The organism is Sinomonas cyclohexanicum (assembly GCF_020886775.1).
Classification (GTDB): Bacteria; Actinomycetota; Actinomycetes; order Actinomycetales; family Micrococcaceae; genus Sinomonas; species Sinomonas cyclohexanicum.
In genome coordinates, this window is record NZ_AP024525.1 from 207293 (window position 1) to 231677 (window position 24385).

A 24385-nucleotide genomic window follows, 5' to 3' on the forward strand; every position below is an offset into this window, starting at 1 on the left:
CGAGGCTCAGCCCCTGAACGCGAACTTCTCCTGGAGCCGGGCCGCGGTGCGGTCCGGGTTCAGCAGCAGGACGCTGAGCGCCCCCACCGCGACGAGGTATGCGCCGATCATCCAGAACGACGTGTCCATGCCCGCCGTGAGCCGAGCGATCATCGCGGCGCTCTCCTTGACGCCCTTCGGTGCCGGCACGTATCCGGCGGCGTCCATGAGCGCCCCGACCATGGCGGGCGCAACGACGCCGCCGAGGGAGGCGAAGCCCGTGAGCGTCGCCATCACCGCGGCGCGCTGGCGCGACGAGACGCAGAACGCGACCGCTGTCGGCGCGAGCGGATAGATCATCGCGAACCCGGCGCCCACGGTCACAGCCACGATGGCCGCAGCACCGTGCAGTCCCGGCAGGAGCAGGAAGCAGAGCCCGGACAGAAGCAGTGTTCCGCCGAAGAGCGCGCCCAGGGCCCATCGCACGGTCACCCCGCGGCGCATCAGGAACCGCGACGCGTACCCGAGCACAAGGAGCGCGACTGCCCCCACGATCCATGGGAGCGTCGAGAGGGCACCGATGGCTTCGGGGGAGACCGCAACGACGGACGCGAGGTACTTGGGCGACCAGGTGGTGAGGAACCCCTGCGCCCAGAAGCAGCCAGCGCCGGCGAGGACCGCCACCGCGAACATGCGGGTACCCAGGATCCGCCGGATCGGCACGACCGCGAGGGCGTCGGCCTTCTCCGCGATGCTCGCCGAAGCGCTCGGAGCCGGCGCCGGCCCTGCAGTGCCTGTCCCCGCGGGAGGTGAGCTGACGGCCGACGGCGCGTCCCCGGCGTCGTGCGCGGCCCCACCGCCGCGGGCGGCGGCGTTCTTCGCCATGTGGCTGAAGGGGCCGTCCCTGCCCACGAGCAGCCACGCGAGCGACCATACGAGGCCGATGACGCCCAGGAATCCGAAGGCCCAACGCCAGCCGAGCTCGGGGTGCGCGATGATCCACGCGAGGATGGGGGCCGCGACGATCGGGCCGAGCGTGGACCCCGCGGCGACGAGGCTGCTGGGGAGCCCGCGCTCGGCGGGCGAGAACCACCCGTGGGCGTGCTGGAGCGAGATCGGGGTAGCGGGCCCTTCCGCCGCGCCGAGCAGGATGCGTGTGACGAGCAGGACGGCTGCGCCCCCGCCGGCGAGCATGGGCAGCTGGATGACAGCCCACGAGACTCCCATCGCTAGGAGGATCCATCTCGTATGGACACGTCCTGCGAGGAATCCCACCACGACCGCGGATATCGCGAACAGGAAGAAGAACGAGCTGCCGATCAGGCCGAACTCCCCGGCGCTGAGCCCCAGGTCCCGCATCGCGGGGTCCGCGACGAGTCCCAGGACCGCCTTGTCGGCGAAGTTGATGATCTGGAATACGACGAGCATGCCGGTGACCAGCCACGCGCGCCGGTTCATCCTGCCGTTCGCGATGGCCGCCCGGAGGGTGTGGTCGGCGAGCTGCGGTGCGGCGCTCATGCGAGGCTCCCGGCGAGCTCGGCGCGGACGACGCCGGGCACCGCCCCGCGCTCGAGGCGATGCACGCCGTCATGCGTGCCGCCACCTTCTGGGCCGGGCGGCTGCCCTACGCTGAAGACGTCGTTGTCCTCCGCTATGGCGACCGGGCCGGCGAAGTCAGCGCGGGCGCCCACGAGGATGGCATCGAGGTCTGCGGCGCCTGGAGTGTTGGGGACGATGTGGTGCAGCACCAGGCCGTGCACCCCCGCGTTGGCGGCGACCTTTCCGACCTCGCTGTAGGGCGTGTGGGACTCACGCAGGTGCACCTCGATGCCGGCGCGCGACGGCCCGTCCGGGAACGTCGCAAGGATCGAGTCGAGGTCGATGACCTCGTGCAGGAGCAGGTCCGCCCCCTCGGACAGGCGCTCCACGTTGGCGGAGGGTGCTGTGTCACCGGAGATCACCACCGAGCCGTACGCGGAGTCGACGCGGAAGGCGAAGGCGGGGTAGCAGAGGCGGTGGTCGGCGAGGGTCGCGGTGATCGTCACCAGCTCGTCGCGGTAGACCTCGAACGGCTCCAGCTCCGGATGACGGGTAGATTCGTCCGTGCCCGCCCCGCCGGGGACGGTGATGTCCTCGGCCAGGATCCAGGCACGGGGGTCTCCGCGGCCCTCGTCTTCCCGGCGCACCGCGATGTCCGAGCTGAACACCGTGCCGAGGAGGGCCTCGACAATGTCGGCGGTGCCTGTCGTGGTACGCCCGCGCTTGAGCGCCGCGCGGCCGGGGCCCAGGACGCGCACGGGCCGCGAGAAGGACTCGCCGGGGACTTCCCATCCGGTCACGAGGTAGGCGCCGAGGTCGTAGAGGTGGTCTGAGTGGTGGTGGGTGAGGAGGACGGCGCGCAGCTGGGCCCACGAGCAGTGCGAGCGGTAGTTGCGGATGCTGCCCATGCCTGCGTCGATGAGGTAGGCGGCGCCGTCCACGACGACGGCGGTCGAGGTGCCCGCGCGGCTCGCGGAGACAATGGGTCCGCCTCCCGTGCCGAGGGCGTGCACGGTCATGCCGCGCTTGGGGGCGGCTGCGCGGGGTGGGGAGGTCATGGCGTGGCCTTTCGTCGGGTGTCGGGGGAACGGTCCGCTGGCCAGCGTGTGAGCTACAACATATATAGCTAATTTGTCGATCGCAAGAGGTGTTGCATATTGCCGCCTGAACGTGCCATGCTGGCGGCACGTTCACGGATGAAGGTTCGACGAAAGGAACAGGCAATGGAGCCGACCAGCCAGGAGATCGTCCTCGGAGACCTCCCCAAGGGCATCACCCTTGCGAGCGAAGCCATGGGCAACAAAACGTGGAACGTCCTGGGCCACACGTACCTCGCCAAGGTCGAGTCTGCGACGAGCTTCGCATGGCTCTCCCTCGACCCCACCGGCACGGGCGTCCCGCCCCACGTGCATCCGACCCAGGACGAGCACATCTATGTCCTCGAGGGCGTTTACACGCTCTACCTCGATGGCGAGTGGACAACCGCCGGGCCCGGCGACACGGTCCGTATGCCGAAGGGGCTGCCGCACGCCTACTACAACCGGGCCGACCAGCCGGGGAAGTCGCTCTTCTGGGTCAGCCCGGCCGGCCAGCTCAGCAAGCTCTTCGACGAGCTGAATCACCTGACCGACCCCGAGGAAGTCGTGCGGCTCTCGGCCCTGCGCGATGTGGACTTCCTCCCGCCGGGCGCCGTCCCAGGCGCGTGAGCGGCCGTCACGGGGTCGGCCCGACGCCCGTCGTGGTGCGGTACGGCGACCACCCCGAGCAGCGGGTCGAGCTCATCGACCCAGCCCCGGGTTCGCGGCCGCGCGGCGTCGCGCTCCTCGTGCACGGCGGCTACTGGCGGGAGCGGTTCACGCTCCGGCTGATGGACCGGCTCGCGGCGGACCTCACGGCGCGCGGCTGGGCCGTGGCGAATGTCGAATACCGTCGCGGCGCCGCCGGTCCGTGGCCCGCGCCGGACGACGACGTCCGTGCGGCCGCGACGGCGATCGCCGGGGGCGCGTGGCGGCGGCGCTGGGACGGACCCCTTGTGGCGATCGGGCACTCGGTGGGTGGGCAGCTCGCGCTGCTTGCCGCCCGGGCTCCCACGTGCGGGGTGGACTCCGTCGTGGCGCTCGCCCCCGTGACGGACGCCGCGCGCGTGTGGGGCGAGGATCTTGGCGACGGCGCCGCCGCCGAGTATTTCGGCGGCTCCCCGGCGGAGCTGGGCAGCGTGTACGCCACCGCGTCGCCGGTGCGGGCGTTCGGCTCGGGGCGGCCCGTCCTCGTGGTCCACGGCGACGCGGACACGCGCGTGCCGCTCGCGCACTCGGTCGATTTCGTGGCGGCGGCGTCGGCGGCGGGGGAGTCCGTGGGACTGCTCGAGGTCCCGGGCCTGGATCATCTGGGGGCGATCGACTCGGCCGGGCCCCACTGGGAGGCGACGGTCGGCTGGATGGCGGGGGCCGCCGTCGTGCGCTGAGATCTAAGCGAGGGCCCGCCGCGCATGCTCCGCGGCGGGCCCCGCCAGTTCGGCGTGCAGGCGCAGGAAGGCAGCCTTCGCGCTGGGGGCCGGCCAGCCCTCGGGCAGGAACTCGAGGGGCAGGTTCGGGTCACGGTAGGGGAAACGGCGCCAGCGGGTGAGCATGGGCACGTAGACGGCAAAGGCGGCCTGGTCCGCCTCGGCGCCGTCGGGGCTGGGGCCCTCGATGGTCTCGTAGTCGGCGATGAAGGCGGCATACTGCTCATCGAGGCCAGCCAGATCCCACCATGCCGCGACCTTGGCCCGGATGTCCGCGCCGGTCAGGTAGTCGCCGGCGAAGCACTCGGTGAAGCCGTCCAGGCCCCTGGCCTCGAGGCGCTCGCGGGCCTGGTCCAGGACCGTCCGGGGGGCGATCGCCACGCCCGCCGCGACGAATCCGAAGCCGAGACTCACGAGCTCGGTGCGCAGCTCATAACGGCGGTTTCGCTGTGCCTCGGGGACCGAGAAGACGATGAGCGCCCACGGGTCCTGGGGCGTGGAACGCAACGGCGCGAAGATGCGCTCGTCGTCGGCACGGAACAGGTCCAAGATGCCGGGATTGAGGGAGTACAGGCTCGTGCTGCCCTCGCGGCGATGGCGCAGGATGCCCTTGCCCTTGAGGCGCGAGACCGTGGCGCGCGCCGCCTGCTCCTCGACGCCGAGGCCCGCCAGCAGGCGGATGAGGCCGGCGATGGGGAGCTCGCCGAGCTCCCCATCCGCGTACAGGCCATAGAGCGTGACCACGAGCTCCTGGAGGAGCGGATTCGTGCGGGGCGGCATGGACTACCTCGGGACAGGGACAGGAACCCTCACATCCTATGCGTCGGGGTCAGTGGCCCTTGAAGGCCTCGTGCAGCCACCAGGCGCCGCCGTCCGAGGCGACCTTCGCGTCGAGGACGAGGGGCCTGTCCGGCCTGCCGTGGCCCGTGCCAAGCCAGCGCTCGACGATGTCGAGATCGGCCACCGTGCGCACGGTCGCGGCCTCGCAGCCGATCCCACGGGCAATCGAGGCGATGTCCGTCTCGGGGAAGGTCACGGTGCTGACGTCGACCCCGGGGTCGCCGGCGGCGAAGTGGTGGACCTCCGCGCCATACGCGGCGTCGTTGTACACGATGCACACGAGGGGGAGCCTGAGCCGGGCGGCGGTCTCGAGCTCGGAGAGCCCCATGAGGAACCCGCCGTCCCCTGACCCCAGCACGGGCAGGCGGCCCGGCTGGGCGAGCGCCGCGCCGATCGCCGTGGCGAGCCCCAGCCCGATCGACTGGAAGGCCTGCGTGAAGCAGAACCCGAACTCGTCGGGGACGTCGAGGTACTGGCTGGGGTAGCCCATGAAGTTCCCCGAGTCCACGGACACGATCCGCTCGGCCGGCAGCAGCTCGTCGAGGCGACGGGTGAGGACGCGCGGGTCGATCCGGTCGAGGCCGTCGCCGCCCGGGCCGGAGAGGTCCTCGGTCTCAACGTCCTGCCAGCGCGAGGAGGCGGCAATGCGCTCGCGCACCTCCTCGCTCCGGTAGCCGGTGCGCGGCGCGTCCCCGGCCAGCGCTTCGAGGACCGCGGCGGCAGTTGCGCCGGAGTCCCCGAGCACGCCGAGCGTGACCGGCCGGTGCGCGCCGAGGGCGCCGTGGTCAAGGTCCACCTGCACGACGGCGGCCCCCTCGCCGATGAGGTTCCCGTGCCGCATGGTCCACATGTTCACGGCGCACCCGAACGCGACGATGAGGTCCGCCCCGGCGATGAGTTCCGCACTCGTGGGCGAGGAGAAGCCGCCGGAGATGCCCAGGCCGAACGGCTCCCCGGCGAAGAGGCCCTTGGCCACCGCGGAGGTGGCCACGAGCGCGCCGGCGTGCTCGGCGAGGGCCAGGATCTCCTTCCGCGCGCCGCGCCCGCCGCGGCCGGCGACGAACACGGGCCGCTCGGCCCTCGCGAGCAGCTCGGCAAACGCCCGCACGCTCTCCTCCGCCGGACGCACCGGGGCCGGCGGCGCCACCAGCAGCGGCGAGGCGGCGGACGACGGCGCGTGGCCGGCGTCGTGCGCTGTGGTGTGCAGCACCTGCGCTTGGACGTCGAGCGGCAGGTTCAGCACCACGGTGCGGCGGCCCTCGAGCGCGGAGCGGAACGCCCGGACCGTGTCAGCGACGGCGGAGGCGGCCGAATGCACCCGCTCCGCCACGGCCCCGACGGAGCGCGCGAGCCCGGCCTGGTCCATCGCGAAGTTCGAGTGGACGGCGGCGCCAGCGGCCTCGGCGGCGAGGACGATCATCGGGGTGCGGGACTTCGCCGCCTCCCCGATCCCGGTCGTGGCGTTGGTCAGCCCGCAGCCCTGATGGACCGAGACGAGGCCGACCCTGCCGGACATGCGCGCGTACGCGTCCGCCATGGTCGCTGCCCCGCCCTCGTGCCGGGCAGCGGTGAACGGCACGCCGTTCGCCACGAGCGCGTTCGTCACCGCGAAGTTCCCCGAGCCGACCACCCCGAAGCAGTGCCCCGCCCCCAGCCCGGCGAGGGTCTCGGCGACGACGTCGGCCACCGTCCGGGCCATGGCGGGCGCGGACGCCGTGCTCATGCGGCGCCGTCCTGGACGAACGCGAGGACGCGGGCGGGGGAGCCGGTGCCGCCGACGATCGGGAGCGGCGCGACGATGACGAGCGCGCCCGTGGCGGGGAGCTCGCCGAGGTTCTGCAGCGAGGTGATGCCGTACTTGTCATGCCCGAGGAGGAAATAGTGCATCGGGAACGGCGGCTCGAGGGTCGCCCCGGCGCCAGCGTCGATCCCCACCGTCTCGACACCCACCCCGGAGAGCGGGACAGACTCGGCGAGCCACTGAGCGCAGCGGGCCGTGAAGCCGGGGGAGTGCGGCCCATTCTCGTCAGCATTGAGGAAGCGCTCCCGGTCCGCGGCGTAGGCGTCCCAGCCGGTGCGGACCAGGAGCCACGCGTTCTCGGGCAGGGGACCGTGCTCGGCCTGCCACGCCTCGATGTGCTCGATGTCCACGAGGAAGTCGGGGTCCTCGGCCACCTGCGCGCTCACGTCCAGGACGCACGCTGGGCCGACGAGGCGGGCCGGCTCGATGGACGCCACGTCCTTGCCGTCCCTGCCGCTCGCCCAGTGGACGGGCGCGTCGAGGTGGGTGCCGATGTGCTCCCCCGTGGAGATGTTGTGGTGCTTCCAGAACGGGCCCGGCTCGTTGTACGCCGAGACCTCCTCGAGGCTGAAGTCCACGAGGTTCGCGAACGGCTCGGGCAGCCGCAGCGTCGGCGTCTCGGAGGAGAGCCGGTTGGTGAGGTCGACGACGCGGGTCGTCCCGGCGGCGAGCGACTCGATGAGGGTGGGCAGGCATGGTGGACTCCTTCGTCCGAACGGGCAGCGGCCGCCAACAGTCTTGCAGGTGGACGTGGGCTGCATCACGGCCTCCCGCAGGAATCGGACAGCAGACCGCAGTCAGCGGATAGCCGCCGCCCGCCGCCACCCGGGAGCATCGATGCCATCCCCGAAACCTACCCGCCGGGGCAGACCTCTGGAGGTCAGTCACCATGGAAACAGTCCTTGCACCGCCCGTCACCGCCCACGCGCTCCGGCAGACCATGCGCCACTGGACCACGGGCGTCACGGTCATCACCGCGCACCCCGAAGGCGGGCCCATCGGGCTCGTCTGCAACAGCTTCACCTCCGTCTCCCTCGATCCGCCGCTCGTCTCGTGGTGCGTGGACCGCGCGTCGACGAGCTTCGAGGCGTGGATGGCCTCGGACTCGTTCTCCGTGCACATCCTCGCCGCCGACGACGCCGCGCTCGTCCCGCGCTTCGCCGCCAAGGGCGCGGACAAGTTCTCCGGCCTCGCCTCCGCCCGGACCGGCCTCGGCACCCCGGCGCTCGAGGCCGGCGTCGCCCGCCTCGACTGCCGCGTGTGGCGGGCGTACGACGGCGGCGACCACGCGATCGTCGTCGGCCGCGTGGAGAGGATCGAGGAGCGCGACGGCGCGCTCCCGCTCGACCTCCGGGCGCTGCGCGGAGCGTGAGCGCTGCCCCGATCACACCCCAATCCACCCACCCAGCAGAACCAGCCCACCCCGAACGAAGGAGTTCACCATGACACGCAGCATCCTCGACGGCCGCGGATTCAAGCTCGGCATCTTCTCCCCCAACTGCTCCGGCGGCCTCGCCGTGACCAAGATCGAGGAGCGCTGGAGCGCGAGCTGGGAGGACAACCTCCGCCTCGCCAAGATCGCGGACGAGGCCGGCATCGACTTCCTCCTCCCGATCGCCCGGTGGATCGGCTACAAGGGCGAGACCAACTTCCACGGCCACGTCCTGGACCCGGTCGTGTGGGCCGCCGGCATCCTGGCCTCGACCGAGCGCATCAACGTGTTCTCCACGATCCACACCGCGTTCAACCACCCGCTCGCGATCGCCAAGGCCATCGCGACCCTCGACCAGATCGGCGGCGGCTCGCGCGCGGGCCTGAACATCGTGGCCGGCTGGAACCAGCCGGAGTACGAGACGATGGGCGTGGACATGCCCCAGGCCCACGACGACCGCTACGCCTTCGCGCAGGAGTGGTGGGACGTGATCCGCGACGCCTGGTCGCGCAGCGACATCTTCGACCACGCCGGGACGTACTTCAACCTGCAGCACATCGAGTCCGAGCCCAAGCCGCACGGGGGCCGCGTGCCTGTCCTCAACGCCGGGTCCTCGAAGCAGGGCCGCGAGTTCGCCGCGAGGAACTCGGACTTCGTGTTCACGATCATCCCCGACACCGAGACCGGCGCCGGGATCGCCGCCGGACTCAAGGCGCAGGCCCGCGCGGAGCACGGCCGCGACGTCGGCGTGCTGACCCTGGGGCACGTCGTCTGCCGCTCCACCCGCGCCGAGGCCGAGGAGTACGTGCACTACGCGGAGGAGAACGCCGACTGGGGTGCGGTCGACTACCTCATGGGCCTCCAGGGCCTGCACGCGCAGTCGTTCACCCCGGAGATGCTGGCGACGATGCGCAGCCGTTTCGCGTCCGGGCACGGGTCCCTTCCCATGTTCGGCACGCCCGACGACGTCGCTGACGCCATCGAGCGCGTGCACCTCGCCGGGTTCGACGGCATGACTCTCGCCTTCGTGGACTACGCGGGCGAGCTGCCGTACTTCGCGCAGGAGGTCCTGCCGCGGCTCGAGGCGAGGGGAGTCCGGCTGCCCAACGGTTCTCTCGCGACGTTGTGACGCCCGTCACGCTCCGGTAGAATCGACCGACTGGTCATTTCCGAGGAGGCACCGTGACTGCAGTGAGCCTGCCGCCCGAATCGTCCCCCGGCACCACAGGGATCCTCGGCGGCAGGCCACTCGTGCGCAGCCACTCGCCGAAGGTCATCCGCGAGGCCGTCGACGGCCTGACTCAGGAGCATCATGCCCTCCGCCTGCGCGGTTCGCGGGAGCTCTCGGGCGCGGTCGACGGCCTCGCGCTCGGCCCGCTCGGGATCGTCCACGTCGCGTACGGCGCGCCCGTGCTCGTGGACAGCCCTCCGTCCGGGCGGCAGGTCGTCGTCGTGCTCCCGCTCGGCCCCATGGACGTCCAGTCGAACGGCCACCGGTGGGTGGCCCGCGAGCCTTTCGCGCTCAGCTCCTGCCACGGCACGCTCATGGGCCCGGACCCCGGGCGCGGGGCCCTCGTGGGCTCCGTCGCAGCCGACGCCGTCGAGGCCCACCTCGAGTCCCTGCTAGCGCGGCCTCTCGGCGCCCCCCTCGAGCTCTCCTCCGAGCGGCCGCTGCGGCTCGCCTCCCCATCGCTCGTGCAGTCGGCCTGGCTGGAGGCGTGCCGCGTCCTCGGGGCGGGGGACGAGACCGACGACATCACCCAGGGCGCCCTGCTCTCCTCCCTCCTGTCCACGATGGCCATGGGCCTCGCGCCCCCCATCTTGGCGCGGCGGCCCCACGCGCCGTGGGTCCGGGCCCGGTGGCTTCGGGCGCCGGGGGCCAGGGGCCGGCGTACGTGCGCCAGGCCCGGCGCGTCATGGAGGCCCATCTGGGCGAGGACCTGCGGATCGAGGACATCGCCGCCGCGGTGAAGATCAGCCCACGCCAACTGCACACCGCCTTCGCCGAGCACGTCGGCATGCCGCCCGCCCAGTACCTGCGCCGGCTCCGGCTGGAGCGCGCCAGGTCCCTTCTCGTGGGGGCCGGGCGGGACGGCCGCACCGTGGCCTCCGTCGCCGCGCGGGTGGGCTTCAGCCATCTCGGGCGGTTCGCCGCCTACTACACCGAGCGGTTCGGCGAGTCGCCGTCGGCCACGCTGCGGGCCGGCTAGAGCCTCTTGCCGGCGCCGAGCGAGGCGGCCATGAACTCGGCGACGACCTTCTGGGAGATGGCGACGTCGAGGACGAACACGCCGTCCTCCCCGGTCGCGAGCCACTGCTCGAGGGCGGCGAGGTCGGCCAGGCTGCGGGCCTTCGCCCCGCGGGCGCCGAGGGCGCGGCCCAGCGCGGCGAAGTCGACCTCGTCGATCAGCATGGCCGTCGGGTCCAGCCCCTTCGAGGCGTACTGGTGCAGCTCGGCGCCGTAGGCGGAGTCATTGAGCACGACGACGACCCCGCGGCGGGTGGCCCGCACGAAGGTCTCGAAGTCCGCCAGGCCCATGAGCCCTCCGCCGTCGCCCGTGACGAACACGGTCGTGCGGTCGGGCCGGGCGACGGAGACCCCGGCCGCGGACCCGAATCCAAGGCCGATGCTCTGGAACGCGGTCCCGACCAGAACCATCGCCCCGGGGTCGGGGACCGACAGGTACATGGGGGCCCAGCCGATGAAGTGCCCGCCGTCCATGACCACTGACCGCTCCTTCGGCAGGATCCGCTCGAGCGCGGCGACGGCGGCGCGGGGGTTGAGGCGGCCGTCCGGGCCGAACTCGGCGGGGTCCTCGACCGGCTCGGACGAGCGGAACTCCTCGCCCGCGGCCTCGGGCACCCGTGCCCGCCACGTGCGGCCAGGCTCGGCAGCGGGGACCCGCTCGGCCAAGGCCTGCAGGGCGGGGGCGAGGTCGGCGCGGAGGTAGTCGGTGACCTGCGGGTGGGCCAGGTCCTCCGCCGGCTCGTTGTCGATCCGGATCACCCGTGTCCCGGGCGCGAAGAGGGTGCCGTAGCGGGACTGGAACGTGTTCAGGGACGCACCCGCGACGAGCACGACGTCGGCCTCCCGGGCGAGCTCGAGGCGGTGGGTGCGGGTGAACCCGCCTGCGACGCCGAGGTTCCACGGGCCCGTGACGACGTTCGCGGCCATGACGGAGGTCATGAACAGTGCCCCAAGCCGGTCGCCGAGCTCCTGAAGGGGCGCGGCGGCGTCGGCCAGCACCACCCCGCGCCCGGCGAGCACGAGCGGGCGCCGCGCGGCCGAGAGCAGCCCGGCGATCCGGTCGAGCTCGGCCGGATCGGCATTCCAGACCGGCTTGGCCGGAAGCGGGTCGAGACTGACCTGCTCGGCCAGCGGAGCGGTCCCGACGTCGTAGGGGATCGAGAGCACGACGGGCTGGACGGTCTGGACGGCGAGGTCGAACGCCCGGTGGGCGAGCGCGACGGCGTTCGCAGGGGTCGCGATGAGCGTGGCGACGCCGACGGCGGAGGCGGCCATGGACTGGTCGATGTCGAAGGGCCGCGCCCCGGTGCTGGGAGCGTCGCCGACCACGAGGACGAGGGGGATACGCGCCATCCGCGCCTCGGCCAGCGCGGTGTAGGTGTTGGTGAACCCGGCCCCGTAGGTCGTCGTCGCGGCCCCGACCTTGCCAGTGGCCCGGTGCCAGGCGTCTGCCATCGTGACCGTGGCGGCCTCGTGCCGGGCCGAGGTGAACGGGAAGCCCCGGTACGTGAGGTGGCTGATCAGGTGGGCGTTGCCGTTGCCCATGAGTCCGAAGAGGTGCTCGGCGCGCTCCGCGACCACTTCCGCGACCGCGGCGGAGACGGTGACCGCTGCGGAGACGGTGGCTGCGGTGGACACGAGGGCAGGGGCGGTACTCGTCATGGTCGTGGGTTCTCTTTCAGTGCTGGGGCGCGAGGAGCGAGGCGGCGGCGCGGGCGGTGCTGAGGACGCGATCGTTGGCCTCCGGCGTGCCGATCGAGACGCGCAGGCCCTCGCCGGGGAATGCCCGGACCGAAATGGCGCGCTCCTCGAAGAGACGTGCAAGGGCCTCCGTGTTGGCCCCGGCGTCCAGCCACAGGAAGTTGGCCTCGGAGGGCAGGACCGGCAGGCCGGCGTCGAGCATCCCCCTGTAGACCCGGTCGCGCTCGGCGACGAGGGCCTCGATGCGCTCCCCGAGCTCGTCCTCGGCCGCGAGTGAGGCGACGCCCGCCTCCTGCGCGAGGGCCGTGACCGCGAAGGGGACGGCGACCTTGCCGAGGGTCTCGATCAGCTCGCGGGGGCCGACGGCGTACCCGAGGCGCAGCCCCGCGAGGCCGTACGCCTTGGAGAACGTGTGCAGCACCGCGACATTGGTGTGCCCGCGGAACAGCTCGATGCCGACGGCGGTGTCCGGGTGGCGGTTGAAGTGGAGGTATGCCTCGTCGATGACGACCAGGACGTCCGAGGGGACCGCCCGGAGGAACTCGTCGACGGCGGACGCCGTGAGCACCGTCCCCGTGGGGTTGTTGGGGTTGCAGAGGAAGACGATTCTGGTGCGCGGGGTGATCGCGTCGGCCATGGCTGGGAGGTCGTGGGCGCCGTCGGCCGCGAGCGGGATGGGCTGGGGGACCGCCCCGGCCACCGTGGCCAGGATCGGGTACGCCTCGAAGGAGCGCCACGCGAACATGACGCTGTCCCCGGGGTCGGTGGTCGCGTGGATGAGCTGCGAGGCGACCTCCACCGAGCCTGCGCCAAGCCCGATGTTCTCGACGCCGACGCCCCAACGGAGCGCGAGGGCCTCCTTGAGCCGGTTCGCGGCGATGGAGGGGTAGCGGTGGAGGTCGGCCGCCGCGGCCGCGACCGCGGCAACGACCGACGGAAGCGGCGGGTACGGGTTCTCGTTGGACGAGAGCTTGTGCGGCTCGAGCCCGCCCGCCGCTGCGGGGGCGGACCCCTGCCGGTACGGCGGGATCGCGTCGAGTCCTGCGCGCTGGGAGATGGTCACTCCGGCCTCCAGTGGTGTGTGTGGCCGCGGGGGCCTGTGCATTGCTTGCCACGACCGTAGATGTGAGGGAGGCCACTGGACAAGTTACCTCTCTTGAGCAGCACAGAGTGTCGCTTCTGCTAGCTTGATACGGCTCTTGAGGTGGCAAATTGCTCACTACTGACCCGTGTCCTTTGACCTTGACGCAACGTCAACTCTTACGGTGGTTTAACGCAAGGAGGGAACACATGGACTGGAGCATCCAGGAAGTCGCCAAGCTCGCGGGGACCACGAGCCGGACGCTGCGCCACTACGGCAGCATCGGCCTGCTCGAGCCCACCCGCACGGGCCACAACGGCTACCGGTACTACGACGAGGACGCCCTCGTGAGGCTCCAGCGGATCCTCCTGCTCCGCGAGCTCGGGCTTGGCCTCGAGGCCATCGCGGACGTGCTCGCCCACCAGACCGATCCGGTGCACGCGCTGCGCACGCACTTGGACTGGCTGCGGCAGGAGCGGGAGCGGCTCGCGCGGCAGGCGCGGGCCGTGGAGATGACCATTCGGCAGATGGAAGGAGGTGGCCAGCTCATGGCACAGGACATGTTCGATGGGTTCGACCACACGCAGTACAAGGACGAGGTCGAGGAACGCTGGGGCAAGAAGGCCTACGCCGACTCGGATGCGTGGTGGCGGGGCCTCGGCCCCGACGGCCAGAAGGCATGGCAGGACCGCGTGGCGCAGCTCAGTGCAGACTGGCAGGCCGCCTTTGCGGCCGGGGAGCCGCATGACGGCGCCGCCGCCCAAGCGCTCGCGGCCCGCCACGTGCAGTGGCTCGCCGGCATCCCCGGCACGCCCGGCTACCCGGACGGCCCCGCGAAGGAGTACGTGCTCGGCCTCGCCGACATGTACGTCGCGGACCCCCGCTTCGCGAAGAACTACGGCGGGACCGGGGGAGCGGCGTTCGTCCGCGACGCCCTCCACGCGTACGCGGACAGGGAGCTGTAGCAGCTCGGCGCGCAGGGGCGCACGACGGCGGTCGGGAACCCGCCGTCGTGCGCCCCGTTGGCTGCCATTCCCGGCGGGTTCGGGAAACCGTCATAGGCCGTTCACAGGGACGTAAGGTCTGACCACAATGCTGGGCGAGGCTCGGTCCGGCCGTCACGCACCTTTCGCTCGGACCGCCTGGGGGTTCTATCCGGCAGTGCGCACTAGGAGCAGCCCATGACAAGCCTGAACCGCAGACGTTTCCTCCAGCTCTCAGCCGTGACGACCGCCGGCACTGCGGTCTCCCAGATGCTCGGCCAGAGCATCGCACGTGCAGCCTCGATCCCTGCGAACCGGGCCACCGGTTCCATCAAGGATGTCGAGCACGTGGTGGTCTTCATGCAGGAGAACCGGGCGTTCGACCACTACTTCGGCACGCTCAAGGGCGTGCGTGGATTCTCGGATCCGCACCCCGCGGTTCTGCCAGGCGGGAAGAGCGCCTTCTACCAGAACAACGGGACACGGGACGTCCTCCCGTACCACCCGACGGCCCCGAACCTGGGCATGCAGTTCATGGAGGACCTCGACCACTCGTGGAAGATGACCCATGAGGCCTTCAACGCGGGCAAGTACGACAAGTGGCTGCCCGCCAAGTCGGAGGCCACGATGGCCTTCTACGAACGGCGCGACATCCCGTTCCACTTCGCGCTCGCCGACGCCTTCACGGTGTGCGACCAGTACCACTGCTCGGTGCTCGGCCCCACGGACCCCAACCGCTACTACATGTTCACGGGAGGCGACGACCCGCACCGGCGGGGAGGAGGCCCGGACCTGTGGAACGGCGAGAACGGCTACTGGTGGAGCACCTACCCCGAAGAGCTCGAGAAGGCCGGGGTGAGCTGGAAGGTCTACCAGGACATCGGCGAGGGCCTGGACCCGGCGCACTACGAGGGCTGGACCGGCAACCCCTACATTGGCAACTACGGCGACAACTCCCTCCTGTACTTCAAGCAGTACCAGAACGCTGCGCCGGGCTCGCCGCTCTACGAGAAGGCCCGCACCGGGACGAACATCCTCAACGGGCACGACGACCTCTTCCGCATCTTCCGCCAGGACGTCGCCACCGGGACGCTGCCCCAGGTGTCCTACATCGTGGCGCCCGAGGCCTACACCGAGCACTCGAACTGGCCGCCGAACTACGGCGCGTGGTACGCCGCGAACATCCTGGACATCCTCACGTCCAACCCCGAGGTGTGGAGCAGGACGGCCGTCTTCTTCATGTACGACGAGAACGACGGCTTCTTCGACCACATCGTCCCGCCGCACCCGAACACGCCCCAGATCCCGGGCGCGTCCACAGTGACCACGGACGGCGAGTGGTACGACGGGACGCCGACCTCGTACGGCAGCAAGGACGTCCCCGGGCACTTCGGGCTCGGCGTCCGCGTGCCGATGATCGTGGTCTCGCCGTGGAGCATGGGCGGCTGGGTCTGCTCCGAGACGTTCGACCACACCTCGATCGTCCGCTTCCTCGAGACCCGCTTCGGCGTCGCCTCACCGAACATCACCCCGTGGCGCCGCGCGGTCTGCGGCGATCTCACGAGCGCCTTCGACTTTTCCGCCGCCGGCGGCACCGTGCCGGCCCTGCCGGACATGTCGGCGGACCACCCCAGCGCGGCCGACATCGCCAGTGGGAAGAAGTACCCGAACTACGTCCCCACTCCGCCCGCTGCGAACGTCATGCCCTCGCAGGAGAAGGGAACGCGGCCGTCCCGCCGGCTCGGCTACGCGCTCGACGTCGAGGCGACGCTCGACGGCGGGAGGCTCACCGCCCGCTGGACCAACCGCGGAACATCCGGCGCGCACGTGCAGGTGCGCTCCAACCTCCTGCCGCAGGCGCCGTACTCCTACACGATCGGTGCCGCCGCATCGCTGGACGCCGCGTGGGCTTTGGGCGCCGAGTATGACGTGCACATGCACGGCCCCAACGGCTGGTACCGCCGTTTCGCCGGCACGACGGCGGCCGCGGACCTCCGGGTGACGGTGACGGCCGACGGTGCCGCCCCTCATGCGCAGTTCCGGATCGAGAACGCCGGACCGGCCAAGGCCGAGCTCACGCTCAAGGACGCCTACGGCGCTGGGTCGCAGTCGCTGTCGCTCAACCCGGGCCAGGGCAAGACGGTCGTGGTCCCGACTCAGGGCGGATGGTACGACCTCACGGTCACCGCCTCGGCCGACCCCAAGCTCATCCGGGTCCTCGCCGGACGGCTCGAGAACGCCCGCACCCTCACGAGCGACCCCCAGCTGGGCCGCTGACCACGGTGCCTGGCAGGGGACCCCCTGCCAGGCACATGCTCCGACGCCCTTAACACATCCATGCCCCGCCTGCCCGGGGCACAACCCGAAAGGACATCCCCATGCTCAAGGTGCTCAAGAGCCGCGCCGCCGGGGCGGTGGTGGCGGTTGCCGCCGCCGTCACGCTGACCGGCACCGCCGCCGTCGCCGCCACAGCAGCCTCTGCTGGAGCTGCCGGCGCGCACGCCCAGAGCGGTCCGGACCACGTGTTCGTCATCATGATGGAGAACCACGGCCGCGACCAGATCGTCGGCAACACCGCAGACGCGCCGTTCATCACGTCGCTGGCCCAGAAGTACAACGAGGCCACCAACTACCACGGTGTGACGCACCCCAGCCTCGTCAACTACCTCGCCGCCATTTCCGGGGACTTCCAGGGCATCTGGGACGACTGCAAGGCCGGCGCCGACGTCACGTGCGCCCCGGAGGAGTTCGTCCCCGGCTCGGGCGACTCCACCGACACCGCCTCGCTCACGCCTGCCCAGATCGCCAGCGCCTCGGCCACGCCGCACATGTTCTCGGGCAAGAACATCGTGGACCAGCTCGAGTCCAGCGGGAAGACGTGGAAGGCGTACATGCAGTCGATGCCGTCTGCGGGCTCGAACGTCGAGTACGCGCCGACCGTCGCTACGCCTTCGGGACCGAAGACCGTCAAGCTGTACGCCCAGAAGCACAACCCGTTCATGTACTTCTCGGACATCGTGGACAACCCGGCGCGGACGTCCAAGATCGTTCCACTCGAGAACAACCTCTCGAAGGACCTCGCGGACAACACCGTGCCGAACTTCGTCTGGATCAGCCCTGACCAGTGCCACGACATGCACGGCGTCTCCCCGTCGAGTGCGGCGCTGGTCGGCTTGCCGTCCTGCGGCTACCCCGATTCGGGTCTCGACCACGGCGCGATCAAGCTCGGCGATGACTACGTGAAGCAGCAGGTCAACGAGATCATGGACTCGACCACGTGGAAGACCACCAACTCGAGCATCGTGCTCGCGTGGGACGAGAACGACTACTCCGGCTACTCGGGCGGCCCCGGCAGCCCGGTGGGTGCCAACGGCACGGTGCTCGGCGGCGGAGACGCCCCCTTCATCGTGATCAACTCGGCCCCCAGGGCCCGCACAAGACCAGCGGCAAGCTCGCCGACCACTACACGATGCTCTCCACGATCGAGCAGATGTGGCACCTCGGCTGCCTCGCCAACACCTGCTCGCCGACCACCTCCGGCACGTTCGAGGAGCTCTTCCGCCCGTGACCGGGGAGCGCCCCCAGCACACCGGCTGAGTGCAACTCCGCGAGCAGCGGATCACGACGGCCCGCCCCCACCTCGGGGGGCGGGCCGTCGCTCCTCACTCGTCAGGCATGCACAGCAATCGCCTGCTGGAGGCGGTAGGCGCCGAGCCCGCCGTCGACGCGGATGTCGCTGCCGTTGACCCAGCGCGCGGCGTCCGTGGCCAGGAAGGCGACCACACCGGCGATGGACTGGGGCGTCGCGGCCCCGCCGGTGAGGTTCATGGCTCCCTCGACCTTCGCCGTTCCGTGGTCCCGCTTGAAGTCATCAAGGATCGGCGTGTTGACCGGGCCCGGGCTGACAGAGTTCACCCGCACGTGCCGGGGGAGGGCCTCCGCCGCCATGGTCTGCGTCAGGACGCGCACGCACTCCTTCGAGAAGCGGTACGAGTTGTCAGTCACCTCGGCGTCGTCGGCGACGGACGCGAGGGCTTCCGCAGCGTCCGCGTGTCCGAGGAATGCCTGAATGGACGCGGTCCTCTCGGCCCAGCCGTCGGCCACGTTGGAGGCGAGGTTGGTGACGAAGCCGTTCTCGCTCACCGCGGGCAGGAGCGCGTCGGTGAAGGCGCGCAGGCCCAGGACGTTGACCCCGAGGACGGTCTGCCACGGCGCCGTGCCCGGAACCCCGGCGATGTTGGCGATGCCGTCGATCCGCGGCGCGAGCGCACGCACGGACTCGGCGGCCAGCGCGGCGCCCTCGGGGGTGGAGAGGTCGGCGCGCACCGTGTCAGCGGCGCCCTCTGGCACGTTGCGGTCCACGCCGATCACCCTCGCACCGAGGGCCCGCAGGGCCTCAGCGGTGGCCGCGCCGATGCCCGAGGCCGATCCGGTGACGACGACGGTCCGTCCAACGAGCTCGTGGTCCATGGGTGCCTCCTGGGGATGATGATCATGCGGCGGTGACCGCAGGTGGTGGTCTCTGCGACTACTGTCTCTGCGTTGAGACGGCCGGGCAATCCGGGTTTTCCACTGGACGGAGCGCCGCGATTGTCCCGCGGACCCGCCGCCGCGACGCTTGGAGCCAGAGAACGGCGGATGGCCCAAAGCGCCACCGCGCGGGTTTTCGCGGAAGGAGCCCTCATGACTGCGACCTACGAGGTCCACGACCCGGCAACGCTCGAGCTGGTCGGCACCGCGCCGATGCACGGGGCGGACGACGTCGACGCCGCCGTCGCGCGCTCCGTCGCCGCCGGTGCGGGGTGGGCTGCCGATCGCGGCGCGCGCGGCCGGGCGCTGCGGCTCGCCGCGGCGGCGCTGCGCGCACGCTCGGCCGACATCGGCCGGACGCTCTCGCTCGAGCAGGGCAAGGTCCTGCGCGAGGCCGTCGGCGAGGTCCTCGTCGCTGCGGACGTGTTCGACTACTACGCGGGGCTCGAATGGGCTGACGAGGAGGAACTCCCTCAGCGTCAGGGCCGTTCGCTGCGCGTCCAGCGCCGCCCCGTCGGCGTCGTCGCGGCCATCACGCCGTGGAACTTCCCGATCTCCCTGCTGAGCGTCAAGCTCGCCCCCGCGCTCGCGGCCGGCTGCACGGTCATCGCCAAGCCGTCCCCGACCACGCCGCTGTCCACGATCGCGCTCATCGACGCGGTCGCGGAGTTCGTCCCTGCCGGCGTGGTCCAGTGGGTCACGGGCCGGCGCGAGGTCAACCGCGCCCTGAGCGAGCATCCGCGTGTCCGCAAGATCTCCTTCACCGGTTCGACCGAGGTCGGCGCCGCGATCGCGGCGCAGGCGGCACCGACCGTCAAGCGGGTCACGCTCGAGCTCGGCGGCAACGACCCGGCCATCGTCCTGCCCGACGCGGACGCCGAGTTCACCGCCGCGGGCATCGTCGGCTCGGCATTCCGCAACGCCGGCCAGGTCTGCATGGCCGTCAAGCGCGTCTTCGTGCCGGCCGCGCGGGAGGCGGAGTTCGTCGAGGCGATCGCCGCGGAGGCGAGCCGGATCGCCGTCGGCCACGGCATCGCCGTGGGCACCACGATGGGCCCCATGCACAACCGGTCCCAGCTCGAGCTCGTCGAGGGCCTCGTCCGCGGCGCGCTCGACGCCGGGGCGCGCCTCGCCGCGGGCGGCGGCCGCGGCACCGACCTCCCGGGGTACTTCCTCGAACCGACCGTGGTGGCCGGGGCGGGATTCACGACGCCGCTCGTCGCACTCGAGCAGTTCGGCGCGGCCCTGCCCGTGGTCGCCTACGAGGACCCCGACTCCCTGGTGGCCCAGCTCAATGCCCAGGAGTTCGGTCTCGGCGCGTCGGTCTGGACCCCGGACCTCGAACGCGCCGAGGCTCTGGCCGGCACCATCGAGGCGGGCACGGTGTGGATCAACCAGCACACCCAGGTCGAGCTCGACGCGCCCTTCGGCGGGTGGAAGGCCTCCGGGATCGGCCGCGAGCGCGGGCACTGGGGGCTCGAGCCGTACCTCGAGCTGCGCACCATCAACGCCCGCGCCCACGCGCCCGCCCAGGCGGCAGCGCCGTCGGCCGCGGCCACTGCGGGGAACTGAGGAGGACTGCACATGGACAACGCAACCACGGGCCTGGAGGTCATCACCCTCGGCACCGCGGCCGGCCCCGCCATCCGCAGCGGCGCGCCCGGCATCGCCACGGCGGTAGTGGTCTACGGCGCGCACTACCTCGTCGACTTCGGCCTCGGCTGCACCCGCCAGGCCCAGGCCGCGGGGCTGCGCGGCAAGGATCTTCGCGCGGCGTTCGTCACGCACCTCCACTCCGATCACGTGGGCGAGCTGCCCGCGTACCTGCTCTGGAACTGGGGCGCGCCGGTCGAGGGATTCGAGCACGATGTCCCGATCTACGGCCCCGGGCCGGACACGTCCGCCATGGTGTCCTCGATCCTCGCGGCCTACGACTACGACATCCGCATCCGCATCGTGGATGAGGGCCGCCCGGACCTGAGGAAGATCGTGCGTCCCGTGGACATCCCGCTGCCCGCGGGCATCGCCGCGGCCGGCCCCGAGCACACCCCGGCGATGGAGCCGTTCGCCGTCTACGAGGATGAGTTCGTCACGGTCACCGCCATCCTCGTCGAGCACCCGCCCGTCTTCCCGGCCTTCGCGTTCCGCTTCGACACCCGGTACGGATCGGTGGTCATCTCGGGGGACACGACCGAGTGCGCCAACGTCGCCCGGCTGGCCCGCAGCGCGGACCTGCTCGTGCACGAGGCCGTCAACCTCGCGTTCTTCGCCGAGCGCGACTTCTCGCCCGAGTTCCTCAACCACCAGCAGATCTCCCACACCACCCCTGACGGGGTCGGTCGGATCGCGACGGCGGCGGGCGTTCCGCACGTCGTGCTCTCACACCTCGCCGGGGTCGCGACCGATGACGAGTGGGCCGACGGCGTGCGGACCGAATTCGCGGGCAAGGTCACCGTGGCGAAGCCCGGCCAACGATTCGCGCTCGCGCCAGAGCCGGCCCGCACCTGACTCCGGCCCGCGAAGGACGCCGTATCGTGGAAGAGCGCCCCTGCGCGAGTGGGGGCGCTCGGTTCGTTCCTGCGGCATGAGGAGGCGTGGTGGCCGGACACGCAAAGGTGGGCGGGCAGTCCGTGACCTCCCGCGCGCTCAACATCCTCGCGACGTTCAACCAGGCCCACCCCGTCCTGGGGCTGTCGGAGATCGCCCGCAGGTCGGGCACCCCGGTCGCCACGTGCCACCGCCTTCTCGGGGACCTCGTCGAGTGGGGGGCGCTGAGCAAGACCGCAGACGGCCAGTACCAGATTGGCCACAGGCTCTGGAGCCTGGGCATGCTCGCCCCGGTGCAGAAGGGCCTCCGCGAGGTCGCCGCGCCGTACATGCACGATGTCCTCTTCGCGACCCGTCACGTGGTGAACCTCTTCGTCCTTGAGGGCTCGCGCGCCCTCCTGCTGGAGCGCATCTCGGGCACCGCCGTCGGGCAGCCCATCGCCCGCGTCGGCGAACGCCTGCCGCTGCACACGAGCGCCGGCGGCAAGGTGCTCCTCGCGTACGCGCCGCCCGCCGTCGTCGAGCGCGTCTTCGGCGACCTCTCCCGGGACACCCGGCACAGCATCGTCGACCCGATGCGCCTGCGCCGCGAGCTAGAACGCGTCCGCGAGCGGGGCTACGCCACCACCGTCGAGGAGCACGCCCTCGGCACGTCCGGGCTCGCCGTGCCGGTCGCTTCCGACGGGCGGCTGCACGGCGCGCTCGGAGTCGTGTCCGTGGGCTCCATGCCCGATGTCGACCGCACTCTTCCGGCCCTCCAAGTCGCCGCCAACGCCATAGCGCGCACGCTGCGCGAGGGAGCTTGAGCCGCTTTTCCGTCCAGCGGTAAGCACAGCGTGCCGCGGCCCGGCCACGGATCTATCGTCACTGGTAGATCAACTCCGGTGATCCGGATCACGTGACACCGGTGCGGAAGGAAGGACAGTCCCATGACGGCACAGCTCGAGGTCGGCGTCGACCCCGCTGAGGACACCCTGGGCATGGCGTTCCCGGAGGTGCGCACCGCCGTGGTGGCGCGACGCGAAGAGGTGGCCGACGGCGTCGTGCGCCTCACGCTGCGCCCGGCAGACGGCGGCCTCTTCGATGCGTGGGACGCCGGCGCGCACATTGACCTCCACGTCCCCGGCCAGGTGCGCCAGTACTCGATCTGCTCGTCGCCCGAGGACCGCGCCCAGCTCCAGGTCGCCGTCCTCCGCGCCGAGGACTCCCGCGGCGGCTCCGCCTACGTCCACGAGGCACTCGCCGAGGGCGACACCATCGAGGTGGGCGGCCCACGGAACAACTTCTCGCTCGCCCCCTCGCGCAAGTACCTCTTCGTCGCCGGCGGGATCGGCATCACCCCGATGCTGCCCATGATCGAGGCAGCCGAGGCAGCCGGAAAGGACTGGCGGCTCGCGTACGGCGGGCGCTCGCTGTCCACGATGGCGTTCGCGCTCGAACTCCGCGAGAAGTACGGCGACCGGGTTCTCCTCTACCCCTCGGACGAGACCGGCCGGCTCGACCTCGAGTCCCTCCTCGGCGTCCCGCGGGCGCTCATGCTCGTCTACGCGTGCGGTCCCCAGCGCCTGCTCGAGGCGATCGAGGACTACTGCCTGGGATGGCCCGCGGGCGCCCTGCACCTCGAGCGCTTCGCGGCCTCCCCCACCGGCGGCGGTGCTTCCGGCCCCTTCTCAGTTGAGCTGCGCCGCACCGGCCGCACCGTCGAGGTCGCCGCGGAGAGCACCGTGCTCGACGCCGTCGAGGCCGCCGGGGTGCGGGTCCTCTCTTCCTGCCGCCAGGGCGTGTGCGGCACGTGCGAGATCCCCGTCCTCGCCGGGGACGTGGACCACCGCGACGCCGTGCTCAGCGCCGAGGACCGCGCCGCCGGGACCACGATGCTCGTGTGCGTCTCCCGCGCCGCCGCCGGCTGCGGCAAGCTCACCCTCGACCTCTGACCCTCTCCTCCCCACCTCCTTCTGATCGCCGGAGCCCGCCATGACTGTTCTGACCCACCGCGAGGCCCCCGTCCTCGACGTCGACCCCTTCTCCCCCGAGAACCTCCTGAACCGCTACGCGCTGCACGAGACGATGCGCGAGACGGGCCCGGTGGTCTACCTCCCCGCCTACGGCGTGTACGCCGTGACGCACTTCGAGCCCGTCCGGGACATCCTGAGGGACTTCGAGACGTACTGCTCCTCGGGCGGCGTGGGCCCCACCGACATCCGCAAGGAGGCCGAGTGGCGCCCCGCGGGCATCCTCGAATCTGACCCGCCCACGCACACCGCGATGCGACGCGGTCTCTCCAAGGTCATCCACCCGGGGTCGGTGCGCGGGCTCGCCTCGGCGTTCGCTCCGCCCGCGCGGGAGCTGGTGGAGCGTCTGGTCGCCGCCGGGACGTTCGACGCCGTCACGGACCTCGCGCAGGTCTACCCCCTGCGCGTGTTCCCCGACGCGGTCGGGATCCCGGACTCCGGGCGCGAGAACCTGCTCCCCTACGGCGCGATGGCCTTCAACGCCTTCGGCCCGCGCAACGAGATCTACCACCGCGCCTTCGAGAACGCCGAGTCGGTGACGGCGTGGGTCGAGTGGGCATGCTCACGCGGGAGCCTCCTGCCCGGGGGCTTCGGCGAGAAGATCTGGGAGCAGGCCGAGCTCGGCAACATCACGCCGTCGGAGGCCTCGCTGCTCGTGCGCGCGCTCCTCTCGGCGGGCGTCGATTCGACCATCGGCGCGATCGGGAACACGATCCTGTGCCTGGCCCGCGAGCCGGAGCAGTGGGAGCGGCTGCGCCGCGAGCCGCACCTCGCGAAGTTCGCCGTCGACGAGGCCCTGCGCCTCGAGTCCCCGTTCCAGATGTTCCACCGCACCGCCACGGTCGCCTCCGAGGTGGCCGGGGTCCACATTCCCGCGGACTCCAAGATCCTCCTCTTCATGGGCGCCGCCAACCGCGACCCCCGCCGCTGGGGAGACACCGCCGAGACGTTCGACCTCGACCGCAGTGCCGCCGGCCACGTGGCCTTCGGCATGGGGCTGCACCAGTGCGTGGGGCAGCCCATCGCGCGGCTCGAGATGGAGCTGGTCCTCAAGGCCCTCATCGACCGGGCCGAAACCCTCGAGCTCAACGGAGAACCCGTCGAGGAGCTCCACAACACCCTGCATTTCTACCGTTCCGTCCCCCTCAGGGTCTCCGCCGCGGCGGAGACCGGTTCTACGAAGGAGTAG

General features: G+C 71.5%; 22 protein-coding genes. 14 read left to right on the forward strand and 8 right to left on the reverse strand.

What is annotated here, in order from left to right; genetic code table 11:
- Positions 1-6 precede the first annotated feature (6 nt).
- Together SCMU_RS01000 and SCMU_RS01005 are read right to left on the reverse strand one after the other, a co-directional pair.
- A complete protein-coding gene (locus tag SCMU_RS01000; protein WP_229231111.1) occupies positions 7-1497 on the reverse strand; it encodes an MFS transporter in 1491 nt (496 codons plus the stop codon).
- Positions 1494-2576: an MBL fold metallo-hydrolase gene (locus SCMU_RS01005; protein ID WP_229231112.1), complete on the reverse strand. Its 1083-nt coding sequence runs from the start codon at positions 2574-2576 to the stop codon at positions 1494-1496. Before SCMU_RS01005 ends, SCMU_RS01000 begins: the two co-directional genes overlap by 4 nt.
- Before the next feature lie 165 nt (positions 2577-2741).
- On the opposite strand from SCMU_RS01005, the gene SCMU_RS01010 reads away from it, so the two are divergent.
- Both SCMU_RS01010 and SCMU_RS01015 read left to right on the forward strand, forming a co-directional pair.
- On the forward strand, positions 2742-3224 hold the full coding sequence (locus SCMU_RS01010; RefSeq protein WP_229231113.1) for a cupin domain-containing protein: 483 nt from the start codon (positions 2742-2744) through the stop codon (positions 3222-3224).
- Entirely contained in the window at positions 3221-3982 is a 762-nt protein-coding gene (locus SCMU_RS01015) for an alpha/beta hydrolase family protein (RefSeq protein ID WP_274602911.1), read from the forward strand. The genes SCMU_RS01010 and SCMU_RS01015 overlap by 4 nt, the downstream gene beginning before the upstream one ends.
- Before the next feature lie 3 nt (positions 3983-3985).
- On the opposite strand, the gene SCMU_RS01020 is transcribed toward SCMU_RS01015, so the two are convergent.
- Genes SCMU_RS01020 through SCMU_RS01030 form a run of 3 tightly spaced genes read right to left on the reverse strand, consistent with a single transcriptional unit; the run spans position 3986 to position 7423 of the window.
- A complete protein-coding gene (locus SCMU_RS01020; protein WP_229231114.1) occupies positions 3986-4801 on the reverse strand; it encodes a PaaX family transcriptional regulator in 816 nt (271 codons plus the stop codon).
- Positions 4802-4850: 49 nt separating this feature from the next.
- Complete coding sequence (locus SCMU_RS01025) at positions 4851-6584, reverse strand: thiamine pyrophosphate-binding protein (protein ID WP_229231115.1); 1734 nt, start codon at positions 6582-6584, stop codon at positions 4851-4853.
- Positions 6581-7423 carry a cyclase family protein gene (locus tag SCMU_RS01030; protein WP_229231116.1) on the reverse strand — a complete coding sequence of 281 codons (843 nt, stop codon included), beginning with the start codon at positions 7421-7423 and terminating at the stop codon, positions 6581-6583. Before SCMU_RS01030 ends, SCMU_RS01025 begins: the two co-directional genes overlap by 4 nt.
- A gap of 128 nt (positions 7424-7551) precedes the next feature.
- On the opposite strand from SCMU_RS01030, the gene SCMU_RS01035 reads away from it, so the two are divergent.
- From SCMU_RS01035 to SCMU_RS01050, 4 genes are all read left to right on the forward strand, one after another.
- Positions 7552-8034 (forward strand): flavin reductase family protein, encoded by a 483-nt coding sequence (locus SCMU_RS01035; RefSeq protein WP_229231117.1) that lies wholly within the window; start codon positions 7552-7554, stop codon positions 8032-8034.
- A gap of 70 nt (positions 8035-8104) precedes the next feature.
- Positions 8105-9223, forward strand: a complete 1119-nt coding sequence (locus SCMU_RS01040; RefSeq protein ID WP_229231118.1) for an LLM class flavin-dependent oxidoreductase — start codon at positions 8105-8107, stop codon at positions 9221-9223.
- 53 nt (positions 9224-9276) lie between these two features.
- Entirely contained in the window at positions 9277-10065 is a 789-nt protein-coding gene (locus SCMU_RS01045) for an AraC-like ligand-binding domain-containing protein (RefSeq protein WP_229231119.1), read from the forward strand.
- Positions 10011-10304: a helix-turn-helix domain-containing protein gene (locus SCMU_RS01050; RefSeq protein WP_229231120.1), complete on the forward strand. Its 294-nt coding sequence runs from the start codon at positions 10011-10013 to the stop codon at positions 10302-10304. The genes SCMU_RS01045 and SCMU_RS01050 overlap by 55 nt, the downstream gene beginning before the upstream one ends.
- Here the strand turns inward: SCMU_RS01050 and SCMU_RS01055 are convergent.
- Together SCMU_RS01055 and hisC are read right to left on the reverse strand one after the other, a co-directional pair.
- Positions 10301-12004, reverse strand: a complete 1704-nt coding sequence (locus SCMU_RS01055; protein ID WP_229231121.1) for a thiamine pyrophosphate-binding protein — start codon at positions 12002-12004, stop codon at positions 10301-10303. The two genes, SCMU_RS01050 and SCMU_RS01055, sit on opposite strands and share 4 nt — an antisense overlap.
- Before the next feature lie 16 nt (positions 12005-12020).
- Positions 12021-13106: a histidinol-phosphate transaminase gene (gene hisC, locus SCMU_RS01060; RefSeq protein ID WP_229231122.1), complete on the reverse strand. Its 1086-nt coding sequence runs from the start codon at positions 13104-13106 to the stop codon at positions 12021-12023.
- A 227-nt stretch (positions 13107-13333) separates the two neighbouring features.
- Here hisC and SCMU_RS01065 point away from each other — a divergent pair, with 227 nt between their 5' ends.
- From SCMU_RS01065 to SCMU_RS01075, 3 genes are all read left to right on the forward strand, one after another.
- Entirely contained in the window at positions 13334-14089 is a 756-nt protein-coding gene (locus tag SCMU_RS01065) for a MerR family transcriptional regulator (RefSeq protein WP_229231123.1), read from the forward strand.
- Positions 14090-14305: 216 nt separating this feature from the next.
- Entirely contained in the window at positions 14306-16384 is a 2079-nt protein-coding gene (locus SCMU_RS01070) for a phosphocholine-specific phospholipase C (RefSeq protein ID WP_229231124.1), read from the forward strand.
- 101 nt (positions 16385-16485) lie between these two features.
- A complete protein-coding gene (locus tag SCMU_RS01075) occupies positions 16486-17853 on the forward strand; it encodes an alkaline phosphatase family protein (RefSeq protein WP_229231125.1) in 1368 nt (455 codons plus the stop codon).
- Here SCMU_RS01075 and SCMU_RS01080 read toward each other — a convergent pair.
- Positions 17777-18577, reverse strand: a complete 801-nt coding sequence (locus tag SCMU_RS01080; RefSeq protein WP_229231126.1) for an SDR family oxidoreductase — start codon at positions 18575-18577, stop codon at positions 17777-17779. The genes SCMU_RS01075 and SCMU_RS01080 overlap by 77 nt on opposite strands.
- A gap of 213 nt (positions 18578-18790) precedes the next feature.
- Between SCMU_RS01080 and SCMU_RS01085 the strand changes: the two genes are divergently transcribed.
- From SCMU_RS01085 to SCMU_RS01105, 5 genes are all read left to right on the forward strand, one after another.
- The gene (locus SCMU_RS01085) at positions 18791-20209 is read left to right on the forward strand and encodes an aldehyde dehydrogenase family protein (RefSeq protein ID WP_229231127.1); all 1419 of its coding nucleotides are present in this window, start codon (positions 18791-18793) and stop codon (positions 20207-20209) included.
- A 12-nt stretch (positions 20210-20221) separates the two neighbouring features.
- Positions 20222-21145 carry an MBL fold metallo-hydrolase gene (locus SCMU_RS01090; RefSeq protein WP_229231128.1) on the forward strand — a complete coding sequence of 308 codons (924 nt, stop codon included), beginning with the start codon at positions 20222-20224 and terminating at the stop codon, positions 21143-21145.
- A gap of 89 nt (positions 21146-21234) precedes the next feature.
- A complete protein-coding gene (locus tag SCMU_RS01095) occupies positions 21235-21990 on the forward strand; it encodes an IclR family transcriptional regulator (protein WP_229231129.1) in 756 nt (251 codons plus the stop codon).
- A 123-nt stretch (positions 21991-22113) separates the two neighbouring features.
- A complete protein-coding gene (locus SCMU_RS01100) occupies positions 22114-23118 on the forward strand; it encodes a PDR/VanB family oxidoreductase (RefSeq protein ID WP_229231130.1) in 1005 nt (334 codons plus the stop codon).
- 40 nt (positions 23119-23158) lie between these two features.
- Positions 23159-24385, forward strand: a complete 1227-nt coding sequence (locus tag SCMU_RS01105; RefSeq protein ID WP_229231131.1) for a cytochrome P450 — start codon at positions 23159-23161, stop codon at positions 24383-24385.